16 protein-coding genes are annotated in these 19,066 nt (G+C 75.1%); 9 read left to right on the top strand and 7 right to left on the bottom strand.

The genetic code is table 11. The features are described 5' to 3' along the window. Nucleotides 1-52: 52 nt before the first annotated feature. Nucleotides 53-667 carry a DNA-3-methyladenine glycosylase I gene (locus tag ABGB06_RS22360; protein WP_347592125.1) on the top strand — a complete coding sequence of 205 codons (615 nt, stop codon included), beginning with the start codon at nucleotides 53-55 and terminating at the stop codon, nucleotides 665-667. A gap of 217 nt (nucleotides 668-884) precedes the next feature. On the opposite strand, the gene ABGB06_RS22355 is transcribed toward ABGB06_RS22360, so the two are convergent. After that, nucleotides 885-1,865, bottom strand: coding sequence for an A/G-specific adenine glycosylase (locus ABGB06_RS22355; RefSeq protein WP_347592123.1), 981 nt, complete (start codon nucleotides 1,863-1,865; stop codon nucleotides 885-887). A gap of 129 nt (nucleotides 1,866-1,994) precedes the next feature. Between ABGB06_RS22355 and ABGB06_RS22350 the strand changes: the two genes are divergently transcribed. After that, nucleotides 1,995-2,816, top strand: a complete 822-nt coding sequence (locus ABGB06_RS22350; protein WP_347592121.1) for a hypothetical protein — start codon at nucleotides 1,995-1,997, stop codon at nucleotides 2,814-2,816. A gap of 36 nt (nucleotides 2,817-2,852) precedes the next feature. On the opposite strand, the gene disA is transcribed toward ABGB06_RS22350, so the two are convergent. After that, the gene (disA, locus tag ABGB06_RS22345) at nucleotides 2,853-3,935 is read right to left on the bottom strand and encodes a DNA integrity scanning diadenylate cyclase DisA (protein WP_347592119.1); all 1,083 of its coding nucleotides are present in this window, start codon (nucleotides 3,933-3,935) and stop codon (nucleotides 2,853-2,855) included. A 79-nt stretch (nucleotides 3,936-4,014) separates the two neighbouring features. Next, a complete protein-coding gene (radA, locus tag ABGB06_RS22340) occupies nucleotides 4,015-5,415 on the bottom strand; it encodes a DNA repair protein RadA (RefSeq protein WP_347592117.1) in 1,401 nt (466 codons plus the stop codon). Nucleotides 5,416-5,646: 231 nt separating this feature from the next. Here radA and ABGB06_RS22335 point away from each other — a divergent pair, with 231 nt between their 5' ends. Beyond that, a complete protein-coding gene (locus tag ABGB06_RS22335; protein WP_347592116.1) occupies nucleotides 5,647-7,542 on the top strand; it encodes a sigma-70 family RNA polymerase sigma factor in 1,896 nt (631 codons plus the stop codon). Nucleotides 7,543-7,580: 38 nt separating this feature from the next. Here the strand turns inward: ABGB06_RS22335 and ABGB06_RS22330 are convergent, their stop codons facing one another. After that, entirely contained in the window at nucleotides 7,581-8,216 is a 636-nt protein-coding gene (locus ABGB06_RS22330) for a TetR family transcriptional regulator (RefSeq protein WP_347592114.1), read from the bottom strand. Beyond that, nucleotides 8,213-9,109, bottom strand: coding sequence for a sugar phosphate isomerase/epimerase (locus tag ABGB06_RS22325; RefSeq protein ID WP_347592112.1), 897 nt, complete (start codon nucleotides 9,107-9,109; stop codon nucleotides 8,213-8,215). Before ABGB06_RS22325 ends, ABGB06_RS22330 begins: the two co-directional genes overlap by 4 nt. 94 nt (nucleotides 9,110-9,203) lie before the next feature. On the opposite strand from ABGB06_RS22325, the gene ABGB06_RS22320 reads away from it, so the two are divergent. Then, complete coding sequence (locus ABGB06_RS22320) at nucleotides 9,204-10,037, top strand: ABC transporter ATP-binding protein (protein WP_347592110.1); 834 nt, start codon at nucleotides 9,204-9,206, stop codon at nucleotides 10,035-10,037. Between the two features lie 2 nt (nucleotides 10,038-10,039). Further along, nucleotides 10,040-10,777, top strand: coding sequence for an ABC transporter permease (locus tag ABGB06_RS22315; RefSeq protein WP_347592108.1), 738 nt, complete (start codon nucleotides 10,040-10,042; stop codon nucleotides 10,775-10,777). Nucleotides 10,778-11,479: 702 nt separating this feature from the next. Here ABGB06_RS22315 and ABGB06_RS22310 read toward each other — a convergent pair. Continuing rightward, entirely contained in the window at nucleotides 11,480-12,412 is a 933-nt protein-coding gene (locus tag ABGB06_RS22310) for a Ppx/GppA phosphatase family protein (RefSeq protein WP_347592106.1), read from the bottom strand. Nucleotides 12,413-12,541: 129 nt separating this feature from the next. Here ABGB06_RS22310 and ABGB06_RS22305 point away from each other — a divergent pair, with 129 nt between their 5' ends. Together ABGB06_RS22305 and ilvD are read left to right on the top strand one after the other, a co-directional pair. Further along, on the top strand, nucleotides 12,542-13,342 hold the full coding sequence (locus tag ABGB06_RS22305; protein WP_347592523.1) for a hypothetical protein: 801 nt from the start codon (nucleotides 12,542-12,544) through the stop codon (nucleotides 13,340-13,342). 355 nt (nucleotides 13,343-13,697) lie between these two features. Further along, nucleotides 13,698-15,542 carry a dihydroxy-acid dehydratase gene (gene ilvD / locus ABGB06_RS22300; RefSeq protein WP_347592104.1) on the top strand — a complete coding sequence of 615 codons (1,845 nt, stop codon included), beginning with the start codon at nucleotides 13,698-13,700 and terminating at the stop codon, nucleotides 15,540-15,542. A 49-nt stretch (nucleotides 15,543-15,591) separates the two neighbouring features. Here ilvD and ABGB06_RS22295 read toward each other — a convergent pair whose 3' ends face one another. Further along, complete coding sequence (locus tag ABGB06_RS22295; protein WP_347592102.1) at nucleotides 15,592-17,778, bottom strand: serine/threonine-protein kinase; 2,187 nt, start codon at nucleotides 17,776-17,778, stop codon at nucleotides 15,592-15,594. Between the two features lie 229 nt (nucleotides 17,779-18,007). Here ABGB06_RS22295 and ABGB06_RS22290 point away from each other — a divergent pair, with 229 nt between their 5' ends. Both ABGB06_RS22290 and ABGB06_RS22285 read left to right on the top strand, forming a co-directional pair. Continuing rightward, nucleotides 18,008-18,532, top strand: a complete 525-nt coding sequence (locus ABGB06_RS22290; protein ID WP_347592100.1) for a hypothetical protein — start codon at nucleotides 18,008-18,010, stop codon at nucleotides 18,530-18,532. A gap of 173 nt (nucleotides 18,533-18,705) precedes the next feature. Next, nucleotides 18,706-19,062: a winged helix-turn-helix domain-containing protein gene (locus tag ABGB06_RS22285; protein WP_347592521.1), complete on the top strand. Its 357-nt coding sequence runs from the start codon at nucleotides 18,706-18,708 to the stop codon at nucleotides 19,060-19,062. Nucleotides 19,063-19,066 lie beyond the last annotated feature (4 nt).

Raw genomic sequence — 19,066 nt, 5'->3', positions numbered from 1 at the left:
TCGCGGCCCGCGGTCCGGCCCGTTGTCAGTGCCCTCCGGCACACTGCCTGGCATGGACCAGAACGACCAGCAGCCGGGACGGCCCGGAGACGTTGTCCTCGGGGCCGACGGGCTGCCGCGCTGCCCGTGGGGCGTCACGCCCGACGACTACCGCGAGTATCACGACACGGAGTGGGGCCGGCCGGTGCGCGGCGACGACGCCCTGTTCGAGCGGCTGTGCCTGGAGGCGTTCCAGTCGGGCCTGTCGTGGCTGACGATCCTGCGCCGCAGGGAGGGCTTCCGCGCCGCCTTCGCCGGTTTCGAGATCGCCAAGGTCGCGACCTTCGACGACGAGGACGCCGCCCGGCTGCTCACCGACCCCGGCATCATCAGGAACCGCCTGAAGATCCAGGCCACCCTCGCCAACGCCCGGGTCGCCGCCGAATGGCCCGAGGGGGAGCTGACCGAGCTGATCTGGTCCCACGCCCCGGCCGCCGGCCAGGACCGGCCGGCGCCGCGCCGGATGTCCGACATCCCGCCGACCACGCCGGAGTCGATAGCGCTCTCCAAGGAGCTGAAGCGGCGCGGCCTCCGCTTCGTCGGCCCGACCACGGCGTACGCGCTGATGCAGGCCTGCGGCCTGGTCAACGACCACCTCGCCGACTGCCACGCCCGCGAGCTGTCCTGACGGACGGTCCACCGGCGACGGACCTGCGGTCCCTCCCGCCCGGGCGAGGCGCTGCGCCCCCACCACCTGCCGGCGCTTCCCGGCGCCGCCGGCGGAACGACAACGCGGGTGCGGCTGGGCGGCCCGATCTGTGGAAACTTTCCGCCGTCGGGGGCGGACCGACACCCGGGCGGCCGGGTGCCGGCCGCGGGTCCCCGCCGGTGCCGAGCCGGGAAGGCTACCGCGTGCCGGGGAGGCGGTAGCGGCCGTCGGGGAGGCGTTCGGCGAGGCCGTCGGTGACCAGGCCGGCCAGCGCCCGGGTCCGCTGCTCCGGGTCGTGCCACACGCGGTCGAGCACGGACTGCGGGACCGGCGCCGGGGCGGTGCGCAGCACGGCGAGCAGCTTCCCGCGCACCTGGCGGTCCGTGCCGGCGTAGGTCTGGCCGCGACGCGGCGGGCCCTGGTGCGCCGGGGAGCCGGCGCGCCGCCAGGCGCAGGCGGAGGCGATGGGGCACCCCTCGCACTTCGGGTTCCGCGCGGTGCACAGCAGCGCGCCCAGTTCCATGGTGGCCGCCGCCCAACTGGCCGCCGTGGCCTCGTCCTCCGGCAGCAGCATCCGGGCCAGTTTCCGTTCGGCCGCGGTCGAGGCGTTCGGCGGGTACTCGCTGCCGGTGACCGCGCGGGCGAACACCCGGCGGACGTTGGTGTCGAGCACCGCGTGCCGCTGCCCGTAGGCGAACGACGCCACCGCGGCGGCCGTGTACTCGCCGACGCCGGGCAGCGCCAGCAGCTGGTGGTGGTCGCGGGGCACCTCGCCGCCGTGCCGCTCCACCATCGCGGCGGCGGCGCCGTGCAGGCGCAGTGCCCGCCGCGGATAGCCGAGCCGGCCCCAGGCGCGCACCGCCTCGCCCGGCGCCTCCGCGGCCAGGTCGGCCGGCCGCGGCCAGCGGGCGAGCCACTCCTGATAGACCGGCAGCACCCGGCTGACCGGCGTCTGCTGAAGCATGAACTCGCTGACCATGACGCCCCACGCGCCGGCCTCGGGCCGCCGCCACGGGAGGTCCCGGGCGTGCGCGGCGAACCAGTCGATGACGGGGGCGTGCAGGGTGGCGGGCTCGACCGGCTGCTGGGCGTCGGGCGCCGCCCCGGTCGGCTCGGGCGTCGCCGCGTTCGAGGCCGCGGTCGCAGTGGCGCTGGTGGTCGCAGTCGTGGTAGTCATCGCATGGCGATCCTGGCATGTTCGGCCCACGGCACAAAGCCGCACGGACCGCATGTTGGTATGAGAACGTGCCCTGTTAACCGGCAGGCGGGGCCTGGCGCCCCGGCTGAAGTCTCGTAAGGTTTCCGCGTGGGATCTCTGCGCACTCCGGTCGGGCCTCTGCCGTCGTCGATCTACTGGCGTCGCAGGCTCGTGGTGCTGCTGCTGATCGCGGTGATCGTGCTGCTCGTCCTCTGGGCGCTGCGCCCGGGCGGCGACTCCGGGTCCTCGGACGGGGACGGCGACGCGAACGGCCCCGCCGAGTCGATCACCCCTGGTCCCACTCCCTCGGAGTCCTTCATAGACGAACGGCCCGGCGGCCGGGAGACGCCGACGGACGACGCGTCCGGCGATCCGGGCGGCGCGGAGGGCGGGGACGAGGGCGCCGATGGCGGCAGCGGCGGCGGCTCCACCGGCGGAGACGGCGGGACGGGCGAGGAGGACGGCGCCACCGGCGGCGCCGGCACGGCCGGCGGGGGCGGTTCCGGCGGCGAGTCCGTCACCGGGCTGCCGGAGTGCGGCCAGGACGACGTGACGCTGGCCCTCAGCACCGACGAGAACGAGTACGCCCTGGACGAGAAGCCGGAGATAAGGCTCACCGTGACCAGCGCGGCGGGCGTCTCCTGTCGGGTGGACTTCGGCTACGGCGGGCTGACCATCACCCTCACCGACGCCGAGAACGAGCAGGTGTGGTCCTCCGCCGAATGCCCGTCCGGCGACGCCTCGGCGCCGGCGGCCGTGCCCGCGGGCGGCAGCACCACCCACACCCTGACCTGGGACCGCCGCCACAGCACGGACGACTGCGCGGATCCCTCAGGCCCGGCCGCGGCGGCCGGCACCTATCTGGCCGAGGCGCAGCTCGCCGGCTTCTCGACGGTGCCGCAGGTTCCGTTCAGCCTCGACAACGACTGAGCCGCCCCGGGCGGCCCGGGGAGCGCGACGGCGGGGTCAGACGTACCGTTCGAGGATCGAGGACTCGGCCAGCCGGGAGAGGCCCTCCCTGACCGAACGGGCCCGCGTCTCGCCGACCCCGTCCACCGCCTGGAGATCGTCCACGCTGGCCGCGAGCAGCTTCTGCAGCCCGCCGAAGTGGTCCACCAGCCGGTCGATGACCAGCCCGGGCAGCCGCGGCACCTTGGCCAGCAGGCGGAAGCCGCGCGGCGAGACCGAGGAGTCCATCGACTCGGGCGTCGCGCTGTACCCGAGGGCGCGGGCCACCGTGGGCAGTTCGAGCAGCTCGGGGTGGCTGAGCCCGTCCAGCTCGGCCAGCGCGGTGCCGACCCGGCGGGACCGCTTGCCGCCGGAGTCCGGGAGGTAGTCCCTGACGATCAGCTGCCGCTCCGGCTCCACCCCCGCGATCAGCTCGTCCAGCTGCAACGACAGCAGCCGTCCGTCGGTGCCGAGCTCCACCACGTACTCGGCGATCTCGGCGGCGATCCGGCGCACCATCTCCAGCCGCTGCGCCACCGCCGCGACGTCGCGGACGGTCACCAGGTCCTCGATCTCCAGGGCGGAGAGCGTGCCGGTCACCTCGTCCAGGCGCAGCTTGTACCGCTCCAGGGTGGCCAGGGCCTGGTTCGCGCGGGACAGGATGGCGCCCGAGTCCTCCAGCACCCGGCGCTGGCCGTCCAGGTAGAGCGCGACCAGCCGCATCGAGCGGCTGACCGACACCACGGGGAAGCCGGTCTGGATCGACACCCGCTGCGCCGTGCGGTGCCGGGTGCCGGTCTCCTCGGTCGGGATGGTCGGATCGGGCACCAGCTGCACCCCGGCCCTGACGATCTTGGCGATGTCCCGGTCGACGATCACCGCGCCGTCCAGCTTGCACAGCTCACGCAGCCGGGTCGCGGTGAACTCCACGTCCAGCACGAAGCCGCCGGTACACAGCGACTCCACGGTGCGGTCGACGCCGAGGACGATCAGGCCACCGGTGTTCCCCCGCAGGACCCGCTCCAGGCCGTCCCGCAGCTGGGTGCCCGGGGCGACGGCGCTCAGCGCGGCGCGCACCGCCGGACGGTCGCTGGCTGCCATGCGATCCTCCGGTACCGATTCCAGTGGGCACCCAGTGGACGATATCCAATGGACGAATCTGCCCTTTGTGCCCATGAGTCTACCGGCGCATCTCAGCCAGCCGTTCGACTTCCGCCCTCGGCCGTCCCGGCAGCACCCGCAGGGCCTCGCCTATGTCGGCCACCTCGAGTACCCGCATCCCAGGCGGAATCTCGCCGGAGTCGGCCGGCACCAGCGCGTGCGTGAAGCCGAGCCGGGAGGCCTCCGCCAGCCGCCGCTGCACGCCGGTGACCCGTCGCACCTCCCCGGCCAGGCCCACCTCGCCGATCGCCACCAGGTTCTTCGGCAGCGGGGTGTCGCTGGCCGCGCTGGCCAGCGCCAGCGCCACGGCGAGGTCCGCCGCCGGCTCGGTGAGCCGCACCCCGCCCACCGTCGCGGTGTAGATGTCGTTCTTGCCGAGCGCCGAGATCTGGCCACGCTGCTCCAGCACCGCGAGCATCATCGACACCCGGGACGTCTCCAGGCCCGAGGTGGTGCGCCGGGGCGACGGGATCTGGCTGTCCACGGTCAGCGACTGCACCTCGGCCACCAGTGGCCGGCGCCCCTCCAGGGTGACGGTCAGGCAGGTGCCGGGTACCGGCTCGTCGCGCCGGGTGAGGAAAAGCCCGGACGGGTCGGCGAGCGAGGTGATGCCCGCGTCGTGCAGCTCGAAGCAGCCCACCTCGTCGGTCGCGCCATAGCGGTTCTTCACGCCGCGGACCAGCCGCAGCCTGGCGTGCCGGTCGCCCTCGAAGTGCAGCACCACGTCCACCAGATGCTCCAGCAGCCGCGGGCCGGCGATCGCGCCGTCCTTGGTGACGTGCCCGACCAGCACGGTGGACATGCCGCGCTCCTTGGAGGCGCGGATCAACGCCCCCGCCACCTCGCGCACCTGGGCCATCCCGCCGGGCGCGCCGTCCACCTCCGCCGAGGCCACCGTCTGCACCGAGTCCAGCACCAGCAACGCCGGCTTCACCGCGTCCAGATGGCCGAGCACCGAGCCCAGGTCCGTCTCGGCCGCGAGATACAGCTCGTCGTGCAGGGCGCCGATGCGGTCCGCGCGCAGCCGCACCTGTCCGGCGGACTCCTCGCCCGTCACGTACAGCGTGCGGTGCTCGGGCGACGCGGCCTTGGCCGCGACGTCGAGCAGCAGGGTGGACTTGCCCACGCCGGGCTCGCCGGCGAGCAGCACCACCGCACCCGGCACCAGACCGCCGCCGAGCACCCGGTCCAGCTCCGGCACCCCGGTGCCCCTGGCGGTCACCCGCCGCCCGTCCACCTGGCCGATCGGCACGGCCGGAACGGCCACCCGGGCGGCCGGCGCGGTGCGCACCGCGGGCGTGCTGCCCTGCTCCTCGATGGTGCCCCAGGCGTGGCATTCGGGGCAGCGGCCGAGCCACTTCGCGGTGGTCCAGCCGCATTCGGTGCAGCGGTAGGCGGGACGGTCAGCTTTGCGGGCCATGCGCGGAACGCTACCGGGAGACACTGACAGCCCGACCCCTCCGGGCCCGTTCACCCCGCTGCTTCCCGGCCGCTTCCCGGCCGCGTTACCGACCTCGTCACGGCCCCGTCACGGGCCTCGTTACCGGTCCCAACGGCCGCCGCGTCCACGCTACTCCGGCGGATCACCCGATCGGGGGAAGATGGGGCCGGTGGCTTCGGCCGGCGACCACCGGGCGCCTACCGTCGCCGCGTGAAGACCCGCAGCCGCGCCGCCCGCCCACCCCGCCGTGGTGGCGCGCCCGACGCCCCGCCGGCCGCCGGCGCACACGGCGCCGCGCCGTCAGGCACCCCGCACCGTGACGTGCCGCCGCCCGCCAGGTCGTCCACCGAGCCGCGGCGGCCCGCGGGGACCGCCCACGCCGGCGCGCCCGGGGAGCCGACGGCCGGCGGCGCCGCACCGGCCGGCGACGGCCGGTCCGGGGCCTACCAGGACGCCCATCTCGACGGGCTGTTCAGCTACTGCCTGTCCATCATGTGCGAGCACGACGCGGCCACCGCGGCGTTGGGCGAGGCGTTGGCGCTGGCCGAGCGGCAGCACGAGCGCGGCCGGGCGCCCGCCGACCCCGCGCTGGCCCGCTCCTGGCTGTACGCGCTGGCCCGGTGGTCCTGCCTTCGCCGGCTGGCCGCCGGCGAAGGGGCCGGGTCGGGTCCCGCCGTTCCGCGGGCCAGCGGCGAGGACGCCGGCCGGCGGCGCCGCGAGCTGGCGGCGCTGGCCTGGCCTGAGGCCGCGGGCACCACGCACGAGCAGCGCGAGGCGCTGGAGCTCGCGGTGCGGCACCAGTTGGCGCCGCCGGAGGTGGCCCGGGTGCTCCGGCTGTCCGAGGACGCCGCGCGGGCGCTGCTGACCGACGCCGCCCGCGAGGTGGAGCGGACGCGCGGCGCGCTGGCCGCCGTGGAGCGCGGCGGCTGCCCGGCCGCCGCCGCGCTCTCGGGCGACGACCGGCGGCTGCTCCTCGGTTCGCGGCTGCGCGGCGAGCTCGTGCGGCACGTGGACGCCTGCCCGTCCTGCCGGCTGGTCGCCCAGCGGGCCATCGTCAGCGCGGACTGGCCGGGCTCCCCGGGCGCGGCGGCGCCGGCGGCCGCGCTGGCCAGGGGCACCGCCGCGCCGGGCGCGGGGAGCGTCGCCGGTGCGGCCGGCCCGCGGGACGGCGGCGGCCCGGCCCGGCTGGCGGTGCTGTCCGCGCCCCGCTCGGCGGTGCACGCGGCGCGGCTGGCCGTGCGCCGCGCCCGCGCGCAGCACACGCCCCGGTTCGACCGCGCCGGCTTCCCGCTGCCCGACCGGGACCGGGCCGCCCGCCGGGAGCGGCTGCGCAGCCGGGCGGTGACCACGACCGTGGTGGCGACGGTGCTGGCCGCGCCCGCGCTGGCGCTGTGGGCCGCGTACCGGGCGGCGCCGGTGACGGGCGATCCGTTGGGCCCGGACACGGACGGCGCGGCGCTGGCCGTCGAGGACGGTGGCGACGCCCTGGCGCCGGACGATCAGGACGCGGACGGGTACCTGGACGCCGGGACGGGGGAGACCGCCGAGGGAGGCGCCGCGGGGGAGGGCCAGTCGGGCGGCACGGCCGGCGGGGACACGGAGAGCGGCGGGAGCGGGGGCTCCTCGGGCGGGGACGACACCGGGGCGGCCTCGGGAGCCGGCTCCGGCGGCGGCGAGGCTGCGGGCGCGGGGGAGGCGGGCGCCTCGGGCGGCGCCGCGACCGGGTCGGGCGGCGCCGGACAGCCGGGGGCGGGCCGGCTGGTAGCGCAGGCGGAGCCCACGGAGACCGGCGCGCGGATCACGCTGACCGCCTCCGGCGACGCGCCGGTGACGTGGACGGCTGTCTCCGACGCCGACTGGCTGCTGCTGAGCCGGACGTCGGGCACTCTGCTGCCGGGCGAGACGGCCGTCGTGGACGTGGTCGTGGACCGGGAGCGGGAGCCGGCGGGCCCCTGGTCGGGGCGGATCACCGTGGCGCCGGCCAACACCGTGGTCACGGTCGAGGGCACCGGCGCGTCCGAGCAGCCGGATCCCGACCCGTCCACGCCGCCGGCCGAGCAGCCCACGGACCCCGGTCCCTCACCCGCCGCAGCCTCCGGCGGTTGAGCGGTACACCCCGGCGGTCGCGGGTCAGCGTGGCGGGGTCAGGCGAACGGGGCGCCCGCGAGGTGGTGCTGCACCACCGGCGCCAGGCGTCGGATCAGCACCTCGGCCTCGGTGCTGGCCACCGGCTCGGCCCGCAGCACGTAGCGCAGCATCATCACGCCGACGAGCTGCGCCGCCGCCAGTTCGGCCCGCAGCCGGCCGTCGGGGCCCAGCCCGTCCGCCACCCGGGACAGCAGGTTGGCCGTGACGAACTCGCGGAAGATCCGGGCCGCCGTCTCGTTGTTGACCGCGGAGCGCACGATGGCCAGCAGGGGGCTGCGCGTCACGGGGTTCTCCCAGATCCGGAAGAACGTGCGGGTGAACTGCTCGCCGAACTCGTCGAGGGCGCACACCTGCATGCTGTGCAGCACCCGGGTCGCCGGCTCCGCCGCCAGCGCCACCGCCGCCGAGAAGACCTGCTCCTTGGTGCCGAAGTAGTGGTGCACGAGCGCCGGGTCCACCTCGGCGCCCCGGGCGATGGCCCGGATCGAGGTCTTGTCGTAGCCCCGCTCGGAGAACTCCGCCCGCGCCGAGTTCAGGATCCGCTCGCGCGTGGCCGGTGTCCCGTCCGCCACGTCCGCGCGCCGGGGGCGGCCGCGCCGGCGCGGCGGCTGGGCCGCCGGGGCGTGGCTCATCGACTCTCCCAGTCGGCACCCCAGCGCGCCGTCGCCTTCCGGCCCCGGCGTCCGCGCCGGACGCCGGCGCCGGGGGCGTGCCCGACGGGGGAGGCCAGGTGCAGCCGGGTGAAGGCCAGCGCCTCCGCCAGGTCGGCCTCGCGCTGCACCGACGACGTCGCCCGCCGGGTGTTGACCTCCACCACGACGTGCCCGTCGAAGCCGCGCGCCGCCAGGTGCTCCAGCACCTCCGCGCAGGGCTGCCGGCCGCGCCCCGGGACCAGGTGCTCGTCCTTGCCCGAGCCGCTGCCGTCCGCGATGTGCACGTGCCCCAGCCGGTCTCCCATCCGGCCGAGCATGGCCATCGTGTCGGTCCGCGAGGTGGCGGTGTGCGACAGGTCCAGGGTGAAGTGCCGGTAGTCCTCGTCCGTCGGGTCCCAGCCGGGCGCGTACGCCTGCATCTCCCGGTCGCGGTACCGCCACGGGTACATGTTCTCCACGGCGAAACGGATGTCGGTCTCCTCCGCCATCCGCCACACGCCGGCCACGAAGCGCCGGGCGTAGGCCCGCTGCCAGCGGAACGGCGGATGCACCACGACGGTGGACGCGCCGAGCCGCTCGGCCGCCTCCCTGGCCCGGCTCAGCTTCCGCCACGGGTCGGTCGACCACACGCGCTGGGTGACCAGGAGGCACGGGGCGTGCACCGCGAGGACCGGCACCCCGTGCTGGTCGGCCAGCCGGTTCAGCGCGTCGATGTCCTGGCTGACCGGGTCGGTCCACACCATCACCTCGACCCCGTCGTAGCCGAGCCGGCCGGCTATCTCGAACGCCGCCTCGGTGTTCTCGGGATAGACGGAGGCCGTTGAGAGCGCCACCCGCGCGTCCGGAATGCGTGCCCGTGTCTGGTCTGCCACGCCAGCAAGCCTACGGGGCGCCCGGCGCGCCACCGCTCCGGCGAACCCGTGGCCTGGCTTGACACGGACGGTCATGACGAGAATTATTCATCGCATGATGAATAAAAGCCAGCGGGAACCGGCCGCCGCCGTGCGGGGGCACGGCCTGAGCGTGGTGCGCGGCAGCCGGCAGGTGCTGCGGGAGCTGGACTTCGACGTGCGGCGCGGCAGTGTCACCGGCCTGCTCGGCCCCTCGGGCTGCGGCAAGACGACGCTGATGCGCGCCATCGTCGGCGCCCAGGCGAGGGTCACCGGCACCCTGGAGGTGCTCGGTCGCCCGGCCGGCAGCGCGGAGTTGCGCAGCCTGATCGGCTACGTCACGCAGGCGCCCTCGATCTACAACGACCTGAAGGTCCGCCAGAACCTGGACTACTACGCGGCGGTGCTCGGCGTCCCCCACGCGGAGCGCGCCGAGCAGGTCGCCCAGGCGCTCGACGACGTGGACCTGACCTCGCACGCCGACGCGCTGTGCGCAAACCTTTCCGGCGGCCAGCGCTCCCGCGTCTCGCTCGCCGTCGCGCTGCTCGGCACGCCCGAACTGCTGGTCCTCGACGAGCCCACCGTCGGCCTGGACCCGGTGCTCCGCCGCGACCTGTGGAACCTCTTCCACCGCATCGCCGCCGAGCGCGAGGCCACGCTGCTGATCTCCTCGCACGTGATGGACGAGGCGGACCGCTGCCAGCGGCTGCTGCTGATGCGGAACGGTCGGATCCTCGCCGACGACACCCCGGAGGCGCTGCGCGCCGTCACCGGCGGCGGCACCGTCGAGGACGCCTTCCTGCACCTCGTCGACGCGGACCGGGAACGGGAGCACGCCCGGCAGGACCGGCAGGACCGGCAGGACCGGCAGGACCGGCAGGACCGGCAGGACCGAAAGGAAGGTGTCTGAACATGAGCCTGTCCCGCACCACCGCCACCGCCCGCCGGGTGCTCCGGCAGCTCAGCCACGACCGGCGCACGGTCGCGCTGCTCCTGCTGGTGCCGGTGTTCCTGCTGACGCTGCTCTACTACGTCTACGACTCCGACCCGGGCGCGTTCGACTTCATCGGCTCGTCGCTGCTCGGCATCTTCCCGATGATCACGATGTTCCTCGTCACCTCGATCGCCACGCTCCGGGAGCGGACCCAGGGCACGCTGGAACGGCTGCTGGTGATGCCCCTCGGCAAGGGCGACCTCATCGCCGGGTACGCGCTGGCGTTCGGCGTCTTCGCGGTGCTCCAGGCGAGCGTCGCGACCGGCGTCGCGCTGTGGTTCCTCGACCTCGACGTGCAGGGGTCGCCGTGGCTGCTGCTGGTGGTGGCCCTGCTGAACGCGCTGCTCGGCACGGCGCTCGGCCTGTTCGTCTCCGCCTTCGCGGCGTCGGAGTTCCAGGCGGTGCAGTTCCTGCCGGCGATCATCTTCCCGCAGCTGCTGCTGTGCGGGCTCTTCGCGCCGCGGGAGAGTATGCAGCCGGTGCTGGAGTACGCCTCGAACGTGCTGCCGATGTCGTACTCGGTGGACGGCATGAACGAGGTGCTGCGCAGCAGCGAGATCACCGGCGACTACGTGCGCGACCTGATCATCGTCGCCGGCGTCGCCCTCGGCGTCCTCACCCTCGGCGCGGCCACCCTCCGCCGCAGGACCGCCTGACGGCGGGTCCCCGGCGCCCTGTGGCCGCTCCGCGACACGACGGCCCCCACCCGCCGGCCGGCCCGCCCACCTCGACCGGGAGCGTCGGCCGCCGGCACCCACCCATGGCGCCCCCCGGCCGCGGCCACAGGCGGCTGCCCGCCGCGGGCCGCCCGCCGGCGGCTCGCCTCGGCGCGCCTCCGGCCGGGGTGTGGCTGATCGCGTCAGGCGGTCTGCTGTGTGAGCTGTAGGGCGGCTGTCGGCGCGCGCCGGAGGCTCCGCTTCGCCGCGCCTCCGGTCGGGGTGTGGCTGGTGCGCGTCAGGAGGCTTGCTGTCCGGCGTTGGCCGGCCGCGGGCACAGTCGACGCCTTCTGCGGCGCGTGCGGTGGCCTCCTGTCGTGCTGCCGCACCTCGCCGCGCGTCCGGCCGGGGCACGGCCGCCGTGCGTCAGGCGGCCTGCTGCCCGGCGTTCGCTGTGGGCTGGCCGCTGGCGTGTGCCGAGGGCTCCCGCGGTGTGGGGTGTGCGGTGGCTTGCCATCGGGCTGCCCTGCCGTGTGCGGTGTCGGCCGCGTGCCCGTCGTGGGGCCGCTGCGCGTCGGGCGCCGGCGTGCGGCGGTGGTGCCGCAGTGGCGGCTGGCGGTGCGCGATGAGGGCCGGCAGGGCCGTCGTGCCGGGCCGGCGCGGCGCCCGTCGTGCCGCGCCGGCCTGGTCGAGACCCCGCCGTCAGGCGGTTCGCATGCTGTCGAGGCGGCGCAGGATCACGCCCTCGCGGAGCGCCCAGGGGCAGATCTCCAGCGTCTCGACGCCGAAGAGGTCCATCGCCGCCTCCGCCACCACCGCGCCCGCCAGCAGCTGGCGCGCCCGGCCCTCCGAGACGCCCTGCAGCTCCTGCCGCTCCTGCACCGTCATCTCGGCCAGCTTCTGACCCCAGGTGCGCAGGTCGTCCCGGCCCAGCTCGCGTCGCACGTACAGTCCCTCGGCGGAGCGGGCGGCGCCCGCGATGCGCGCGAGCTGCTTGAACGTCTTGGACGTCGCCACCACCCGGTCCGGCGGCCCGATCCGGTTGAACCGGCCGACCACCTTCGCCACCTCCGACCGGACCGCGCGGCGCAGCGCGCGGACGTCGGACGGGGACGGGGGGTCGCCGGGCAGCCGGTCGTTCGTGAGCCGGCCCGCGCCCAGCGGCAGCGAGACCGCGACGTCGGGCTCCTCGTCGATGCCGAGCGCGATCTCCAGCGAGCCGCCGCCGATGTCGAACAGCAGCAGCCGCCCGGCCGACCAGCCCTGCCACCGCCGGGCGGCGAGGAACGTCAGCCGCGCCTCGTCCTCACCGGACAGCACGGTCAACTCCACGCCGGTCTCTCGCACCACCCTTTCGAGCACGGTGTCGGCGTTGCTCGCCTCCCGCACGGCGGAGGTGGCGAACTTCAGCACCTCGGCCACGCCGTGGTCCTCGGCGACCTCCATCGCCTCCCTGACGGTCTCCGTCAGCCGGTCCACGCCGTCGTCGTCGATCGCCCCGTCGTCGTCCAGGAGTTCGGCCAGCCGAAGCTCCGCCTTGTGTGAGTAGGCCGGCAACGGACGCGCCCCCGGGTGCGCGTCGACCACCAGCAGGTGGACCGTGTTGGATCCGACGTCCAGAACGCCCAGTCTCATGGGGGTCCACGCTACTCCCCGCTCTACCCTGGCGGTGTGGCGAAGAAGACGAAGAGGGAGAAGCCGGGCGCGCGGTGGCGCTACCAGGAGCCGTTCGACGGCGAGCGGCGCCGCGCGGTCGGCGACGAGGTGCCGCTCGCCTTCCCCCGGGCGTGGGTGGAGTTTCCGGATCCGGGCGATCCGGAGCAGGTGTTCCGCTGTGACCTGACCTGGTTGACCTCCCGCTGGCAGTGCGTCTTCGGCCGCGGCTGCCAGGGCATCGCCGGCGACCGGGTCGAGGAGGGCTGCTGCACGCTGGGGGCGCACTTCTCGGACGAGGACGACGAGCGCCGGGTGGCGGAGCATGTGACGCGGCTCACACCCGAGCTGTGGCAGTTCCACGCCGAGGGCAACGGCAGGCGCGGCTGGGTGGAGGACGGCGAGGCGAGCGAGGACGACGAGGACGGTGAGGGGGACGGGGACGACGGGGAGGACGAGGACGAGGGGCCCGAGCGGCGCACCCGCCGCGTGGAGGGCGCGTGCATCTTCCACAACCGCCCCGGCTTCCCCGCCGGCGCGGGCTGCGCGCTGCACCTGCTGGCGCTGCGCGAGGGTCGCGAGCCGCTGGAGACCAAGCCGGACGTGTGCTGGCAGCTTCCGGTGCGCCGCACGTTCGAGTGGGTCGAGCAGCCGGACGGCGAACAACTGCTGTACGTCACGATCGGCGAGTACGACCGCCGCGGCTGGGGCCCGGGCGGCCACGACCTGCACTGGTGGTGCACGGGCGCGCCCAGCGCGCACGGTGCCGGCGAGCCGCTGTACCTCACGTACCGGCCCGAGCTGACCGAGATGATGGGCAAGGCGGGCTACGACGCCCTCGCCGACCACTGCGCCCGCCGGCTCGCCGCCCAGCTCCCCCTCCTCGCCCCCCATCCGGCCGACCCGCACTGACGCGTTGCGCTTGCCGCTACCGCTTCGGCTGCGTTGTCGGGGTGTGGGCGGCGCGCCGACCCGCTGGTTGCGTCCGGGTGGGCTGTTCGGCGCGGCCCGTGTCGTGGCGTGCCTCACGGTGCGCGATCGGGTGGCCGGAGGCGTGGCCTCGTGCTCCACAGCGGGTGATTCGCCGTCGGCCGGCGGCCCCGCCGCGCTGACGTGGTCGCCCGCGGCCCGGTCCCGGCCGGTCCGCGCGGCAAGCGCGTCGTGCCGCTGTCTCGGATCGCGATATCTCCGTCCCGTAAGCCGGGCGAGAGGCGTAGCCTCGGTGCGTAGTCGCAAGCCTCGCAGCCTCGAGTCAGGGAGCAGAACCATGGCGACACTGAGGTCCCGCACCGTCACCCACGGCCGCAACATGGCGGGCGCCCGCGCCCTCCTCAGGGCTGCCGGCGTAGCGCGCGAGGACTTCGGCAAGCCGATCATCGCCGTGGCGAACAGCTTCACCGAGTTCGTGCCGGGTCACACCCACCTGCAGCCGGTCGGCCGGATCGTCTCCGAGGCGATCGCCGCGGCCGGTGGCATCCCGCGCGAGTTCAACACCATCGCCGTGGACGACGGCATCGCCATGGGCCACGGCGGCATGCTCTACTCGCTGCCGTCCCGGGACCTGATCGCCGACTCCGTGGAGTACATGACCGAGGCGCACTGCGCCGACGCGCTCATCTGCATCTCCAACTGCGACAAGATCACCCCGGGCATGCTGATGGCGGCGCTCCGCCTGAACATCCCGACCGTCTTCGTCTCCGGCGGCCCCATGGAGGCCGGCAAGACCACCCTCGTCGACGGCACGGTCCGGTCCAACCTCGACCTGGTCCACGCCATGTCCGAGGCGGTCTCCACCGACACCTCCGACGAGGACCTGCTGCGCATCGAGGAGGCCGCCTGCCCGACCTGCGGCTCCTGTTCCGGCATGTTCACCGCGAACTCGATGAACTGCCTGGTCGAGGCGCTCGGCCTGGCCCTGCCCGGGAACGGTTCGGTGCTCGCCACCCACACCGCCCGCCGGGAGCTGTACGAGGCGGCGGGCCGCACCGTCGTCGAGATCACCCGGCGCCACTACGAGCAGGACGACGCCACCGTGCTGCCGCGCGCCATCGCCTCCCGCACCGCGTTCGAGAACGCGATGGCGCTGGACGTGGCCATGGGCGGCTCGACCAACACCGTGCTGCACCTGCTGGCCGCCGCGCACGAGGCGGAGCTGGACTTCGCCATGGCCGACATCGACGCCGTCTCCCGCCGGGTGCCGTGCGTCTGCAAGGTCGCGCCCAACGGCGCGTACCACATGGAGGACGTGCACCGGGCGGGCGGCATTCCGGCCATCCTCGGCGAGATGTACCGGGGCGGCCTGCTGAACGAGGACGTGCACACCGTGCACAGCCCCTCGCTGGCCGACTGGCTCAAGACCTGGGACATCCGCGGCGGCTCCCCGTCGGCCGAGGCGGTCGAGCTGTTCCACGCGGCGCCCGGCTGTGTCCGGTCCGCCAGCGCGTTCTCCCAGTCCGAGCGCTGGGAGAGCCTGGACACGGACGCCGCCGGCGGCTGCATCAGGGACGTGGCCCACGCGTACTCGGCCGACGGCGGCCTGGCGGTGCTCTACGGCAACCTCGCCGAGGACGGCTGCGTGGTGAAGACGGCCGGCGTGGACGAGTCGATCTGGACGTTCGAGGGCCCCGCCGTGGTGGTGGAGTCCCAGGAGCAGGCGGTCGAGGCGATCCTGGAGAAGCGGGTCGCGCCGGGCGACGTGGTCGTCGTTCGCTACGAGGGTCCGAAGGGCGGCCCGGGCATGCAGGAGATGCTCTACCCCACGGCGTTCCTGAAGGGCCGAGGCCTCGGCAAGCAGTGCGCGCTGGTCACCGACGGCCGGTTCTCGGGTGGCACCTCGGGCCTGTCCATCGGCCACGTCTCGCCCGAGGCGGCGGCCGGCGGCACCATCGCGCTGGTCCGCGACGGCGACCCGATCCGCATCGACATCCCGGGCCGGACCATCGAGCTCAGGGTCGGCGAGGAGGAGCTGGCCGCCCGCCGGGCCGCCCTGGAGGGGCGGTACGAGCCGGCGGCGCGGGAACGGAAGGTCTCGCGGGCGCTGCGCGCGTACGCGGCGATGGCCACCAGCGCGGACAAGGGCGCCGTGCGGAACGTGGACCTGCTCGGCGGCTAGCGGCGGCCCGGCGGCCGGCGGCCGGACCCACAGGGCCACGGGGCGGCGGCTACCGCAGGGCGGACAGCTCGGTGGCGTACAGCGTGTTGCCCAGCGTCACGACGTAGGCCCGGCCGTCGACGATGGCCGGCGCCGGTGGCCAGGCGTCGCTGCCCGGGCCCGGCGTGCCCGGATGGGCCTCGCCCCGGCGCAGCACCTCGCCGTCCCGGGCGTCGACCTCGTACAGCCGGCCCTCGACGTCGGAGAGGTACAGCCTGCCCTCCGAAACGGCCGGCTCCGAGGCCGTCTCCACGCCCGTCGCCCGCGTCCACAGCACCTCGCCGGACCGCGCGTCGACCGCCGTGATCCGGCCGCCGGTGTCCGACGCGTACATCACGCCGTCGGCCACCACGCTGCGCGGGTCGGCCGGCGACGGCAGCTCGGTGCGGGTCCACGTGTCGGTCTGCAGGTCGAGGCGGAGCAGGGCGCTGACGACGGGCAGATCCGGGTCGAACTCCTGGAAGTACACCGCCTCCGCGTCCATGCCGAACGGCTCCAGCATGCCGCGGGCCTCGTCGGGCGGCCGGCGGGGCCCGGCCCACAGCTCCCGGCCCTCCGCGTCGAGCAGCATCAGCTGCGGATCGGCGCCCGTCTCGTCCGCGCGGCTCTCCACCAGCACCTGGGTCCCGCTGCTGACGGTGGCGGTGAGGTAGCGGCCCGGGGCCTCCCAGCTGCCCACCGGGACCGGCTCGTCGCGCCGGTAGAAGCGCAGCGTGCTGTCGCCGTTCTGGACCACCAGGCTGCCGCGGACGGTCGCCATGCTGCCGGTCAGCTCGGGCGCGTCGATCTCCCACACCACGTCGCCCGACGCGTCCAGCGCCACGACGCCCTTGTCGGAGTGGGCGAAGACGAGCGCCTCCTCACCGCCGTGGATCGCGCTCGGCGCGAGCGGCGCGTCCCGCGGACCGTTGTGCCACCACAGCTCCTTCCCGGTGGCGGCGTCGAGGACCACCGTCAGCCCGCCGCCCGAGGTGCACAGCAGGCCGATGTCCTCCGCCTCCGCCGTGGTGCACCGGAAGTCCTCCGTGGCGGCGTCCCGCACCCCGAGGTCCTGGAGGTCCAGCTCCCAGGGCCGGAACGCGGCGGTTTCCGACCGTCCGTCCTCCGTCGGGCCGTCGGTGGCGTTCCCGTCGGCCTCGCCCGGGGCGGTGACCAGCCAGACGCCCACCCCGGCCGCCACCACGACGGCCAGCGCCGCCGCGACCCACGCCGCCAGGCGCCGACGGGCGCGCGGCCGGGAAGGCGCCCGCGTGCGCGCCGGCTCCTGGCGCGGCTCCGTGGCGTCCGGCGGGAGGACCGACGAGCCCTCCGTGGCACCCTCGCCGTCGACCCGCGCGTCGCCGTGAGTCCGCGCGTCGCTGTCCGCCCGGGCCGCCATCCGCAGCACGGCCGCCACGGTGGGGCGGCGCTCCGGGTCCTTGGCCAGGCAGCGGACCACCAGGTCGTGGAGTGGTTCCGGCACGTCGTCGAGGCGCGGCCGCTCGTGCACCACGCGGTACGCCACCGCCAGCGGGTCGCTCCCCGGCATCTCGCCCGACTCGAACGGGCTGCGCCCGGTCGCCGCGAACGCCACCACGGCCCCGAGCGCGAAGACGTCGGCCGCCTCCGTCACCTCACCGTCGCCGGTCAGCTGCTCCGGCGCCATGAACGGCGGCGAGCCCAGCACCGCGCCGCTCTCGGTCAGCCGGCGGGAGGCGGCCAGCGCCCGGGAGATGCCGAAGTCGATGACCCGCACGCCGTCCTCGGCGAGCAGCACGTTGCCCGGCTTCAGGTCCCGGTGCACCAGCCCGCAGCGGTGGATGTCCTGGAGCGCCTCGGCCAGTTGCGCCCCCACCCGCGCCGCGCTCCGGGCGTCCAGCGGTCCCTCGTGGTCGATCCGGTCGGTGAGCGAGCCGCCCGGCACGTACAGGGTGGCCAGCCACGGCGGGCTCCCCTCCGGGTCGGCGTCCACCACCGGCGCCGTGAACGCCCCGCTCACCCGCCGGGCCGCCGCCACCTCGCGGTGGAAGCGGGCGCGGAAGCCGGGGTCCTCGGCGTAGTCGCGGCGGATCACCTTCACCGCCACCTGCCGTCCGGCGACGGTCCTGGCCAGGTAGACCACGCCCATGCCGCCGCTGCCCAGGCGGCGTTCCAGCAGGTAGTCGCCCAGCCGCTCGGGCACGTCGGAACCACCCGTCGAGGCGTGTTCCCTGCCCATGTCGTCTTCCCCCGAAGGTCGGCGTCGTACGGTATGCCCGATGCTGCCCGTTGCCGGAACACAGCGTAACGGGCGCGCGGGGGACGGATCCGGTGAGCGTCAACCCGGAGGGAATCCGTACTCCCACCGTGCGCCGGCGCGCTCCGTTGGTCTCGACCGCGTGACAAGCTCGGCACGGACCGGCCGTCCGGCGCCCTCACCGACAGTGGTGCCCGCCATAATCGTTCGTATGTCCACTGTGTCGCAGACCCCGCCGGAGGTGGCGCCCGAGAACGCGCCCCGGCCCGCGTCGATTCGCTTCTACGGCACCAGCTGGGTCGAGCGTTCCGGCGGGTACCTGCCGCGCCGCGTCGGCCTCGGACTGGTCGCCCTGCTGCTCGCCGCCGGCGCGGCCGGGCTGCTCACGTTCGTCTACGCCGGGCTCAGCGGCTCGGGCACCGCCGGCTGGCTGCGCGCCCTGGTGGTGCTCGCCCTCGCGATGTGCACCGCCATGGCCTTCCTGCGCACCTGGGGCGGCTACACCCGCCCGCGGGGCGGGGCCGAGGTCGACGAGTCGGCGTTCCGCAGCATCAAGGTGGTGGGCTGCGTCGGTGTCTTCCTGGCGTACGCGCTGCGCACCGCCGTGGAGGCGCCGGGGGAGCGGCTGCGTCGGCAGGAGTACGACGCGGCCGTCGAGCGACACCGCCGGCTGGTCGCCAAGCGCTCGCGGAACCCGTCCCGCCGCGGCGGTAAGGGCGGAGGCCGGCGCTCCTGAACGCCGGTCCCGCCTCAGGGGATTCCCTGAGCGGACCCTGAGCGGCCCCCGACATGTGTCAGCTTCCGTTGACAGGTGACGAGCGCCGCTGCGAGGCTTGCCGCATCGGGGACGCACCGAGAACGGAAGGGGGCTCGTTGCGCGACAGGGACTCGGCCCCGACCGGCGAGGAAATGCTCCGGGTGTTGGCGGCGCTCGGCAATCCGCACCGCATGCGGATCATCGCCGCGCTCGCCGCCCGACGGAACTACGTGAGCCGGCTGGCCCGCGAGATCGGCATGAGCCGCCCGCTGCTGCACATGCACCTCGCGCGGCTCGAGGCGGCGGGGCTCATCGTCGGCTCCCTGGAGCTGTCCGACGACGGCAAGGCCATGCGGTACTTCGAGGTGGCCCCGTTCATCTTCGAACTGAGCCCGGAGAGCATCACCAACGCCGCCGAGACCCTTCCGGCCGCCGACCGGCCGGACGAGCCCGGCGCCCCCGGCAGACAGAGCGAGCACAGCGAACAGAGCGAGCGGAAGAGGACGTGACGTG

Source organism: Streptomyces sp. B6B3 (genome assembly GCF_039871525.1).
Classification (GTDB): Bacteria; Actinomycetota; Actinomycetes; order Streptomycetales; family Streptomycetaceae; genus Streptomyces.
This window is presented reverse-complemented; position numbering and strand designations above follow the sequence as displayed.